The organism is Mangrovicoccus algicola (assembly GCF_014903745.1).
Taxonomy (GTDB): Bacteria; Pseudomonadota; Alphaproteobacteria; order Rhodobacterales; family Rhodobacteraceae; genus Mangrovicoccus; species Mangrovicoccus algicola.
In genome coordinates, this window is record NZ_JACVXA010000005.1 from 24,638 (window position 1) to 36,157 (window position 11,520).

The 11,520-nt window shown below is 69.2% G+C and carries 8 protein-coding genes; 4 read left to right on the forward strand and 4 right to left on the reverse strand.

Features of this window, described 5'->3' with window-relative positions; all coding sequences use genetic code 11:
- The first annotated feature begins 432 nt into the window (after positions 1-432).
- The gene (gene serS, locus ICN82_RS02335) at positions 433-1,728 is read left to right on the forward strand and encodes a serine--tRNA ligase (protein WP_193179231.1); all 1,296 of its coding nucleotides are present in this window, start codon (positions 433-435) and stop codon (positions 1,726-1,728) included.
- A 139-nt stretch (positions 1,729-1,867) separates the two neighbouring features.
- Positions 1,868-2,818 carry a hypothetical protein gene (locus ICN82_RS02340; protein ID WP_193179232.1) on the forward strand — a complete coding sequence of 317 codons (951 nt, stop codon included), beginning with the start codon at positions 1,868-1,870 and terminating at the stop codon, positions 2,816-2,818.
- 21 nt (positions 2,819-2,839) lie between these two features.
- Here ICN82_RS02340 and prfB read toward each other — a convergent pair whose 3' ends face one another.
- The 4 genes from prfB to ICN82_RS02360 form a co-directional block, all read right to left on the reverse strand.
- A complete protein-coding gene (gene prfB, locus ICN82_RS02345; RefSeq protein WP_193179233.1) occupies positions 2,840-3,961 on the reverse strand; it encodes a peptide chain release factor 2 in 1,122 nt (373 codons plus the stop codon).
- A gap of 371 nt (positions 3,962-4,332) precedes the next feature.
- Positions 4,333-6,861 (reverse strand): penicillin-binding protein 1A, encoded by a 2,529-nt coding sequence (locus ICN82_RS02350; RefSeq protein ID WP_193179234.1) that lies wholly within the window; start codon positions 6,859-6,861, stop codon positions 4,333-4,335.
- Positions 6,862-6,962: 101 nt separating this feature from the next.
- Entirely contained in the window at positions 6,963-8,117 is a 1,155-nt protein-coding gene (locus tag ICN82_RS02355; protein ID WP_193179235.1) for an N-acetylmuramoyl-L-alanine amidase family protein, read from the reverse strand.
- Between the two features lie 20 nt (positions 8,118-8,137).
- Positions 8,138-9,289: a pyridoxal phosphate-dependent aminotransferase gene (locus ICN82_RS02360; RefSeq protein ID WP_193179236.1), complete on the reverse strand. Its 1,152-nt coding sequence runs from the start codon at positions 9,287-9,289 to the stop codon at positions 8,138-8,140.
- Positions 9,290-9,340: 51 nt separating this feature from the next.
- On the opposite strand from ICN82_RS02360, the gene ICN82_RS02365 reads away from it, so the two are divergent.
- Together ICN82_RS02365 and ICN82_RS02370 are read left to right on the forward strand one after the other, a co-directional pair.
- Positions 9,341-10,702, forward strand: a complete 1,362-nt coding sequence (locus tag ICN82_RS02365; RefSeq protein ID WP_193179237.1) for a M48 family metalloprotease — start codon at positions 9,341-9,343, stop codon at positions 10,700-10,702.
- A 7-nt stretch (positions 10,703-10,709) separates the two neighbouring features.
- Positions 10,710-11,468 carry a DsbA family protein gene (locus tag ICN82_RS02370; RefSeq protein ID WP_193179238.1) on the forward strand — a complete coding sequence of 253 codons (759 nt, stop codon included), beginning with the start codon at positions 10,710-10,712 and terminating at the stop codon, positions 11,466-11,468.
- Positions 11,469-11,520: the final 52 nt, after the last annotated feature.

The following is an 11,520-nucleotide window of genomic DNA, read 5'->3' on the forward strand; positions in this document are numbered from 1 at the left end:
TCGGGCGGAACCTATGCACCACCGGAGGGAATGGCAAGGCAGGGCTGCGAAATACGCAAGGCGCGAGGCATTGCCGCCGCCGCCCCCCCCCCCGCCGCCAAGGCAAGCTCCAGCGGCCAGATCCCCCGGCGCCCCCTGGCGCCCGCCCGGGATCGACCGGAGCATCGCGCCCCGTCCTCCTGCCGGATCAAGGCAGGCCCGTTCCGCCTCATGCCCGGATGAGCCCTCGGCGATCCGGTCCCGGCGGCGCAGCGGCCCGTTTCCATGCCGTGGCGGCGACCTGCGCGGCGGGATCGGACGGGCCGGGCCGGGCGGCACGCGCCCGATGCCGGATCGCAGCCGAGGCGGGGTGTCCCGGGAAGGATCCATCATCCGCTTGGCCCGGGCCCGGCGATGGGCTAGGAGACCGGCAAACGATGCCCGGAGGCCAGAATGCACGACATCCGCATGATCCGCGACAATCCCGCAGCTTTCGACGCCGCCATGGCGCGGCGGGGGCTTTCGGGCGTGTCGGACGAGGTGCTGGCCCTCGATTCCGAGCGCCGCGCCAAGATCGCCGCCGCCGAGGCCGCGCTGGCCGAACGCAACGCGGCGTCCAAGGAGGTCGGCCGCGCCAAGGCGCAGGGCAACGAGGCGGAATTCGAGCGGCTGCGCGCCCTCGTGGCCGCCAAGAAGGAGGAGATCGCCGCGCTGGAGGCCGAGGCCAAGGCCCGCGACGAGGCGCTGCGCGACCTGCTGATGACGCTGCCCAACATCATGTCCGACGCGGTGCCCGAGGGCGCGGACGAGGCCGACAATGTGGAACTGCGCCGCAACGGCACGCCGCGCGAATTCGCCTTCGCCCCGAAGGAGCATTACCAGATCCCCGGCGTCATGGCGGGCATGGATTTCGAGACGGCGGCCAAGCTGTCGGGCGCGCGCTTCGTCGTGCTGAAGGGCGCGGTGGCCCGCATCCACCGGGCGCTGGCGCAGTTCATGCTGGATACCCATGTCGACGAGAACGGGCTGCAGGAAACCTGGACCCCCGTGCTGGTGCGCGAGGAAATGCTTTACGGCACCGGGCAGCTGCCGAAATTCGGCGAGGACAGCTATCGGACCCGAGAAGGGTTCTGGCTGGTGCCGACCGCCGAGGTGACGCTGACCAACACCGTCAACGACCTGATCCTCGACGAGGCCGCCCTGCCCCGCCGCATGGTCGCCCATACCCAGTGCTTCCGGTCCGAGGCAGGCAGCGCCGGGCGCGATACGGCGGGCATGCTGCGCCAGCACCAGTTCGAGAAGGTGGAAATGGTCTCGGTGGTGCGCCCCGACCAGAGCGAGGCCGAGCAGGAGCGCATGACCGCCTGCGCCGAGGGCATCCTGGAGAAGCTGGGCCTGCCCTTCCGCACGGTCATCCTGTGTTCGGGAGATATCGGCTTCGGCGCGGTCCGGACCCATGACATCGAGGTCTGGCTGCCCGGGCAGGACACCTATCGCGAGATCAGCTCCGTGTCGAATTGCGGCGATTTCCAGGCGCGGCGCATGAATGCCCGCTTCCGCCCCGAGGGCGGCGGCAAGCCGGAATTCGTCCATACGCTGAACGGGTCGGGCCTGGCGGTGGGCCGCGCGCTGATCGCGGTGCTGGAAAACGGCCAGACCGCGGATGGCGGCGTCGACCTGCCTGCCGCGCTGCATCCCTATCTGGGCGGGCGCACCCGGCTCAGCCCCGAGGGCGTGCTGACCGCCTGACCCTGCGCAGGGGCTTGATGGGAGCGGGCATTCCTTCGTACCAATGACGGCAGGTTCAGGGAGAATGTCCGTTGCAGCGTCCGCCTTTCCGTGAACGGGCCGTCGCGCGGCCCGTTTCCCCCCGCCCCGGCCGGTGGCCATGACCATGCCGCCGGAGCCCCCGGAGGAAGGACCTGTCCTTCCCTGCGACCTGCCGCATAGCGGCCACCGGCCCTTCGCCCATACCCGTTTCTACGATGATGACGACACGGGGCTGATATCCTACCGGTTCAACAGCGCCGGTTTCCGCGGCGAGGAATACCGCCCCGATGCCCGCCTGCGCATCTGCGTGATCGGCGCCTGCCGCGCCTTCGGCACCGGCATCCACCAGCACCTGACCTATGGCGCGCGGCTGGGCGACCACCTGGCCACGGCGCTGGAGCTGCCGCGCGAGGAGGTCAATGTCCTCAACCTGTCGGTCGGGCGCGCCTCGGGCGATTACGTCACGCGCATGCTGCTGACCCATGTGCCGCTTCTGGCGCCCGACCTGGTGCTGCTGGGCTTTCCCGCGCCGCAGCGGATGGAATATTTCGGCGCGGAAGGCTTCGAAAGCTATGATCTGGCCACCGTGCCGCGGCGCGGCCGCCAGGGGCTTCCCGCGCCGCTGGCGGGCTTCCGCGATCTCTACAATCCCGACCTGGGGCGGATCGCGATGGCCCGCAACATCCTCATGGCACAGGGGCTGATGGAACATGCCCGCATCCCCTACGCGATCACGACCGAGCATCTGCGCCCGAACCTGCGGCACCAGCCCCAGCTGGCGCCCTTCCTGGCCGCGCTGGATGACCGGTTCATCCTGCGGCACCGGCATTTCCACCTGGCGCCCGACCGCGCCGCGCATGATCAGCGCGGCGGCCCTGCGGCCCATGGGGCGCTGGCCATCGCGCTGCTGCCGCTGGTCGCGGCGCAGTTCGACCGGCTTGGCGAGGAGGAGGCCGTGGCACGCATCACCGCGCTGTCCGGGCACCTGAAGGAGACGGATCTGGACTGGCTGGCCGCGCGCGATGCGATCCTGGAGGCGCGCGCGGCACGGGCGGCAAGGACGGGCTGAGCCCGTCCCGCTGCCGGGGCGTCACTCGCCGCGGGCTTCCGAGCGGCTCTTGCCCGCCACGTCCAGCGCCAGCGTGGCGGCCATGAACCTGTCGAGATCGCCGTCCAGCACGCCCTGCGTGTCCGAGGTCTCGACATTGGTGCGCAGGTCCTTGACCATCTGGTAGGGCTGCAGGACGTAGCTGCGGATCTGGTTGCCCCAGCCGGCCGATCCCTTGTTCTCATGCGCCTCGTTGATCGCCGCGTTCCGGCGGTCCAGCTCCATCTGGTAGAGCCGCGATTTCAGCGCCTTCATGGCGATGTCGCGGTTCTGGTGCTGCGACTTTTCCGAAGAGGTCACGACGATGCCGGTCGGGTGGTGGGTGATCCGCACCGCCGAGTCGGTGGTGTTGACGTGCTGCCCGCCCGCGCCCGAGGACCGGTAGGTGTCGATGCGGATATCCGAGGGGTTCACCTCGATCTCGATATTGTCGTCGACGACCGGGTAGACCCAGACCGAGGCGAAGGAGGTTTCGCGCGTCCCCTTGCCGAAGGGCGAGATCCGCACCAGGCGGTGCACGCCGGATTCCGATTTCAGCCAGCCATAGGCATTGGGACCGGAAATCTTGTAGGCGACGGACTTGATCCCCGCCTCGGAGCCGGCTTCCTCGGATTGCAGTTCCACCTCGTAGCCATGCGCCTCGGCCCAGCGGACATACATGCGCTGCAGCATCTGGGCCCAGTCGCAGGCCTCGGTGCCGCCGGCGCCGGCATTGATCTCCAGGAAGGTGTCGTTGCCGTCGGCCTCGCCGTTCAGCAGCGCCTCCAGCTCTTTCTGGGCGGCGCTGTCGCGGACGCGGCGGATCGCCTCCTCGGCCTCGGTGACGACCTCCCGGTCATCCTCCATCTCGCCCAGCTCGATCAGCTCGACATTATCGGCCAGGTCCTGCTTGAGGCTTTCGTAATTGCCCAGCTGGTCCACCAGCATCTGGCGATCGCGCATCAGCTTCTGCGCCTTGTCCGGATCGTTCCACAGATCCGGATTCTCGGTCATGGCATTGAACTCTTCCAGCCGGTGCGGCGCGGTTTCGATATCCATCCGCTGCGCCAAGAGCTTCAGCGATTTTTCGATTTCGGCAACGAGGTTCTGTATTTCAGCGCGCATGACGGATCCGGCCAGTTTCAGCAGGATCGGGGTATATCCCCGCCCCGCGCCGGACGCAACCAGAGCCGCCCATCTCCGGCCCCGGCAACCCCGACGCGCCCGGAAAAGGAGCTCGGCGGCGGGGAACCCGGCCCCGTCGGCACCGGATATCGCCCTTGGCCTGCCCCCCGTCGATACGGCTACGGGCCCGCGCGCCGTTCCGGGTCAGGCTCGGCGGCGGACGCAATATCGCCGTGGACGGGAGGTCCGGCAATGGCGGTCACGGGGTGATCCGCGACCGCCGGGACCGGGACAAGGTCCAGGCCCGTTGCCCGCCTCGCGCCGCGCATCGGGCGCACCGGCCGCCCCCGGAGGCGCGGCCGCGGACGGGATCAGTACAGCCCGCCCGCCGAGATGGTCCCGAAATTGGCCGCCTTGGGGATCGACTTGCGTTCGCCCGTCGAGGTCAGGACCTCGTCCGTGCCCGTGGACAGGGCCTCGTCGCGCGAATACATCGGCATCCCCTCGCCCATGGCGAAACCGCCATCGATGGCCGCGGCCAAGCCGAAGATCGGCTCGATCCCGTCGCGGAAATATTCCGCCACCACGCCCGGTCCCGAGGCGTCCGCCGAAAGACGCGCGCCGGTGACGCGGTCGATATTGATGAAATGGCCGCCCGGCGGCACGCGGAACGGACCGCCGCCGAATTTCTTGACCGCCTCTTTCATGAAGTCGTTGAAGACCGGGCCGCACATGCCGCCGCCGGATCCGTGCGGGATCTCGCGGGGGTTGTCATAGCCCATGAAACAGCCGGCCACGATGTTGGAGGAGAAGCCGACGAACCAGACATCGCGCGCGTCGTTGGTCGTGCCGGTCTTGCCCGCGATCGGCACCGGAAGGTTGACATAGTTGGAGGCGGTCCCGCGTTCGACCACGCCGCGCATCATCGATGTCAGCTGATAGGCGGTGATCGGGTCCATGATCTGTTCGCGGTGGCTGGCGATGCGCGGCGCCGTGCCCGGCGGCACATAGGCGATGTCGCAATCGACGCAGTCGCGGTCGTCATGGCGATAGGTGGTGCGCCCGAAGCGGTCCTGCACGCGGTCGACCAGGCTGGGCTGCACCCGCTCGCCGCCATTGGCGAACATCGCATAGGCCGAGACCATGCGGAACAGCGTCGTCTCCTCCGATCCCAGCGCGTTGGCAAGGTGGGTCGCCATGTGGTCGTAGACGCCGAAGCGTTCGGCATATTGCGCCACCACCGGCATGCCGACCGCATTGGCCAGCCGCACGGTCATGACGTTGCGCGACCGCTCGATCCCGGTGCGCAGCGGCGTGGGGCCGTAATACTTGTTCGACGCGTTCTGCGGGCGCCACATGGAGCCGTCGCCATTGGGAAACTCGATCGGCGCATCGACCACGATGGTCGCGGGGGTATAGCCCGAATCCAGCGCCGCGGCATAGACGAAGGGCTTGAAGGACGAGCCCGGCTGCCGCGTCGCCTGGGTGGCGCGGTTGAACACCGAATCCTGGTAGGAGAACCCGCCCTGCATCGCCAGCACGCGGCCGGTATTGACGTCCATCGCCATGAACGCCCCCTGCAGCAGCGGCACCTGGCGCAGCGACCAGCGGTCCAGGCTGCCATCGGAATTCTCGATCCGCCGCACCAGCACCACGTCGCCCGCGCTCAGGATATCGCCCGGCACGCTGGCCTTGCGGATCCATTTGACGTCCTCGGCGGTGATCTTCTGGGTTTCGGGGTCGCGCGGCAGGTTCTCGATGCCGATCTGCGCCTCGCCGCCCGCCACCGACAGCACGACCGCCGGGATCCAGCCGCCGATATCGCGCGGGGCCTTCTCGTTGGCCACCTCGTAAAGCGCCTTGCGCCACGCGGCCTCGTCTTCCAGCGTCTCGGCGGGAATGGTCGCGCCGGTGCCGCGCCAGATGCCGAAGCCGCGATCGTATTTCTCCAGCCCGTCGCGCAGCGACTGTTCCGCCGCCGCCTGCATCAGCGGATCGAGGGTGGAACGCACCGACAGGCCGCCGGTGAAGAACTGGGTCTCGCCGAAATCGCGGCTGAGCTGGCGGCGCACCTCGTCGGTGAAGTAGCCGCGCGGCGGCAGCGACTGGCGGAAGCCGGGGATGTCGCCGCGCTGAACGGTGCGCAGCGGCTCGGCGATGGCGGCCTGGGCGACCGCATCGGTGAGATACCCGTTATCCTCCATCTCGCGCAGCACGTAGTTGCGCCGCCCGACCGCGTCGTCGTAGTCGCGCACCGGATGCAGCGTGGAGGGCCGCTGCGGCAGCGCCGCCAGATAGGCCACCTCGCCCGGGGTCAGGTCGCTGAGCTTCTTGTTGAAATAGGTCTGCGCCGCGGCGGCCACGCCATAGCTGTTCTGGCCGAGATAGATCTCGTTCAGGTACAGTTCCAGGATCTTGTCCTTGGACATGGTCTGTTCCAGACGCGCGGCCAGGATCAGTTCCTTGATCTTGCGCTCGGCGGAGCGGTCCGAGCTGAGCAGGAAGTTCTTCATCACCTGCTGGGTGATGGTCGAGGCGCCGCGCAGCCGCGCGCCCTGGGCGGCATCCACCGCCGCCTTGACCATGCCCATCGGGTCATAGCCGCGGTGATGGTAGAAATTCTTGTCCTCGGCCGAGATGAAGGCTTCCTTCACCAGGTCGGGGATCTCGCTGGAGGGGGCGAAGAGCCGCCGTTCCTCGGCGAATTCGTCGATCAGCGCGCCTTCGGAGGAATAGACCCGGCTGATGGTCGGCGGCGCGTATTGCGCCAGCTGCTCGTGATTGGGCAGGTCACGGCCATACATCCAGATGACCGCGCCGACGATCAGGCAGCCCAGGACCGCGCCGATGGTGAGAAAGCTGAAGATCGCTCCGAAAAAGCTGAAGATGGCGCGCAGCACCCGTCACATCCTTGTCCATGGTCGCGGCCTTATACGCACAAGCGCCGGGAGGGTCAAAATCACAATAGGGAGGAAACGCGGGGTTTCGCCGGCCCGCGCGGCTATTGCGGGCCCTGCCCGGCCCCGGTCTCGGCCCAGCGGGTGATGCCCTCGGCCAGGGCCGCCGCCATGTCGGCGCGGAACTGCGGATCGACCAGCCGCGCCCGGTCCTGCGGTTCCGACAGGTATCCCAGCTCCACCAGCACCGAGGGCACGTCGGCGGCACGCAACACGACGAAATTCGACAGTTTCCTGGGCGTCTTGTAAAGCGGCATGCCGGCATCGCCCATCGCCTGGACCAGATCTGCGGCCAGCGCCTCCCCGGCCTCCAGCGACTGTTCGCGCGCCAGCTCCATCAGCACCTTCATCGTCGCGTCATCGACATCGCCGTCGGTGCTGGCCAGGGCGGCGCCGCCCAGCCGGTTCAGAAGGAACCTGTCTCCCGATCCCCCCGATTCGGGCGACAGGCTGTGCACCGAGGCGCCGGTGGCATGGCCGATCAGCACCGCATCCGCATGCAGCGACACGAACAGGTCCGCCCCCGCCGCGACGGTGCGCGCCACGCGTTCGGACAGCGGCACGAAACTGTCATCCTCCCGGGTGAGGCTGACCTCGAACCCGTCCGCCTCCAGGTCGCGGCGCAGCTCGCGGGCCAGCGACAGCACCACGTCCGCCTCGCGGATGCCGTCGTAATCGGCCCCCGGATCCTGTCCGCCATGGCCGGGATCCAGCATCACGTGCAGCCGGTAGCCCGGGGCCGGACGCTCCGGCACGGTCATCGCGGGCGCCGGCTTCCAGCGGGCTGCCGCCGTGGCGAACCCGTCGCGCCCGGCGCCGTCCAGACGCAGCCTCAGCCGCGCGGATCCGTCATCCTGCCAGTCGATCGAGGCCGAGGCCAGCAGCGCCGGTCCGTCCAGCGGCAGCTGAAGCTCGGTGCTCAGCCCGTTGGGCACCAGCACCGGTTCGGGCCCCCGCCGGGGCTGGCCGCTGGTTTCCAGCACCGACTGGAAGCGCACGACCAGGCGCGGCGGATCGGCCAGGACGCCGACGGCATAGGGAACGGCCTCGGACAGGGCCAGGTCCAGGCTGACCCCCGCCCCGAACCAGTCGCCGCGGATCTTCGATTGCGCCAGATCCAGCACCGGCGCCTCGTTGGGCAGGGCCGCCGCCAGGCCCGGGACAAGCGCCAGGACCAGCGCGGCAACCGCCCGCCTCATGCCCCTTTTCATGCCCCCGCTCATGCCCGGGCGTCCCGCGCCTTGAGGAACGCCTCCAGCCGGTCCAGCCCCTCGGCCACATGCGCCCGGTCGCGCGCATAGCTCAGCCGGATGGTGCGATGACCGCGCGCCGGGTCGAAATCCAGCCCCGGCGTCACCGCCACCCCCGCCCGGTCGAGGATCTCGGCGGCCAGCGCGCGGCTGTCATCGCCCAGATGGGCCGTGTCGACATAGACGTAGAAGGCCCCGTCCGGCGAGGCGAAGCGCGTCAGCCCCATCCGCGGCAGCCGCTCCAGGAGCAGCGCGCGCGTCGCGGCATAGCCCTCGCGCAGCCGTTCCAGTTCCTCGATATCCGACAGCGCCGCCAGCGCGGCGACCTGGCTGGCATGGGGCGGGCAGATGAACAGGTTCTGCGCCAGCCGCTCCACCGTCCGCAGGTCGCGTTCGGGCACCACCATCCAGCCGACGCGCCAGCCGGTCATCGAGAAGTATTTCGAGAAGGAATTGATCACCCAGGCGTCATCGTCGATTTCCAGCGCGCAGACCGCGCGGTCGCCGTAATGCAGCCCGTGATAGATCTCGTCCGAGATGAAGGCCGTGCCCGCGGCCCTGGCCTGCGCGATCAGCGCGCCCAGCTGGTCGCGGTCCAGCATCGTGCCGGTGGGATTGGCGGGCGAGGCCACCATGATCCCGTCCAGCCCCGCGGGCACATCGACAGGTTCCAGCACATGGCGCGCCGCGTCGCGGGTCGGCATCCCCACCGGCACGCAATCCAGCGCCTTGAGGATCTGGCGGTAGGAGGGATAGCCCGGTTCGGTCACGCCCACCCGCGCCCCCGCGTCGAAAAGCGCGGTAAAGGCCAGCACGAAGGCGCCGGAGGACCCGGCCGTGACCACCACGCGGGCCGGGTCCAGCTCGATCCCGTACCAGCGGCGATACAGCGCGGCGATGCCCTCGCGCAGCGCGGGCAGGCCCAGCGCGACGGTATAGCCCAGCGACTGCGACTCCAGCGCCTGCGCCACCGCGGCGCGCGCGGCAGGCGGCGCCGGGGTCGAGGGCTGGCCGACTTCCATGTGGATGATGTGCCGTCCGGCCGCTTCGGCCCTGCTTGCGGCCTCCATCACATCCATCACGATGAAGGCATCTATTTCGGCACGGCTTGCGGTGGGCATGCAATCCTCCTTAGGCTCGGGCACAAGTTGCAAGAGGACGCGACAGGGTCAATGGCGAAACTCGGGACGGCTTCCCTGCTCCGGCGGCTTGCCGCTGTCATGGTCGTCCTGTGCCTGGCCTCCGGGGCGCAGGCCAGGTCGCTGATCCGCGATGCCGGGCTGGAATACGCGCTGGACACGATCGCGCTGCCGGTGATGACCTCGGCCGACCTGTGGGGCGGCTCCGTGAGGGTGATGATCGTCAACGACATGTCGCTGAATGCCTTCGTGGTCGATGGCCGCGCGGTCTATGTCCATGCCGGGCTGATCCTGCGCCTGTCCACGCCCGCGCAGCTCCAGGCGGTGATCGCCCATGAACTGGCCCATATCACCAATGGCCACATCACGCGGCGCAGCCTGAATGCCGAAAGCGCGGGGCTCTATTCCGGGCTGGGCCTTGCGCTTGGCGTCACCGCGGGGATCCTCAGCGGCAGCCCCGTCGCCGGGGCGGGCCTGGCCTATGGCACGGCCGGATCGGCGCGCGGCGTCTTCCTGGGCCATACCCGCGAGGAGGAGAGCGCCGCGGACCGTTCGGGCATGCGGTTCCTCGCCCGCGCCGGGATCGACCCCTCGGCCATGGCCGAGGTGATGACCCTGTTCGCCGGGCAGGAGGATATGTCGCCCTCGCGCCAGGACGCCTATCTGCGCAGCCACCCGCTGTCGCGCGACCGCCTGCGCGCGATCCGCAGCTATGCCGAGGTCCTGGGCCCGCGCACCGCCGACCAGGCCATGGTGGATTACTGGTTCGCGCGGCTGCAGGCCAAGCTGGGCGCCTATCTGCGCGACCCCGACTACACATTCCGCCGCTATCCCGCCTCGGACCTTTCGGATGCCGGGCGGATCGCGCGGTCGCTGGCCCAGTACAAGATGGGCCGCGCCCAGGCCGCCTGGGCGGAACTGGACCCGGTTCTGGCCGCGCGCCCCGAAGATGCCTACCTGCACGAGCTGAAAGGCTGGATCGCGCTGGAATCCAACCGCATGGACGTCGCCCTGCCCGCCTATCGCCGCGCCGCCAAACTGGCCCCGAAGGAACCGCAGGTCCTGGCCGGGCTGGGCAAGGTCCTGCTGGCCCAGGGGACGAAGGCCACGGATGCCGAGGCGCTGGCCGTGCTGCAATCGGCGCGCAGCCGCGACGCGCGCGATCCCGGCATGCTGCGCGATCTGGCGATGGCCTATGCGCGCACCGGCGAACCGGCGATGGCCTCCCTTCACACCGCCGAGCGTTACGCGCTATTAGGCGAGTACGAGGACGCGCTGATCCATGCGCGGCGCGCGGTGGCCGGTCTGCCGGTGGGCGCGCCGGGATGGGCGCGGGCCCAGGACATCATCGACGCCGCCGAGCGCGAGACCAAAAACCGCAGGACCAGAAGGTAGGACCCTCATGACCTCTCTCCGCAGCCTCATGGCAGGGTGCAGCCTTGCCGCCGCAATGGCCATGCCCGCCCATGCCTTCGATATCGGCGCCATGAGCGACGCCGAACGCGCCCAGTTCCGCGAGGAGATCCGCGCCTATCTCCTGGACAATCCCGAGGTGCTGATGGAGGCGATCGGCGTGCTGGAGAACCGCCAGGCCGAGGCCCAGGCCACTGCCGACAAGGACCTGGTCGCCGCCCATGCCGAGGCGCTGTTCGAGGATGAGGCCAGCTGGGTCGGCGGCAATCCCGAGGGCGACCTGGTGCTGGTCGAGTTCATGGATTACCGCTGCGGCTACTGCAAGAAGGCCTATGACGAGGTCAGCGAGCTGGTCGAGAGCGACGGCAACATCCGCTTCGTCGTCAAGGAATTCCCGATCCTGGGCGAGGAGTCCGTGCTGGCGGCGCGCTTTGCCGTGGCGGTCAAGCTGGAGGCCGGGGACGCGGCCTATGAACAGGTCCATGACGCGTTGATGACGCTGCGCGGCAATGTCACCGCGGACGCGCTGGAACGGGTCGGCCGCGATGCCGGGATCGATGTCGATGCCGTCATGGCGCGGATGGAGGATCCGCAGGTCACCGCGACGCTGGAGGCCAACCATGCGCTGGCCCAGCAGCTCTCGATCTCGGGGACGCCGACCTTCATCATGGGCGACGAGATCCTGCGCGGCTACCTGCCGCTGGACGCGATGCGCCAGGTCGCCGAGCAGGAGCGCGCCGAGGGCTGAGCCGCGGCATCCCCGGCGGCGGCTGGCTTGACCGGGGCACGGCACATGACTA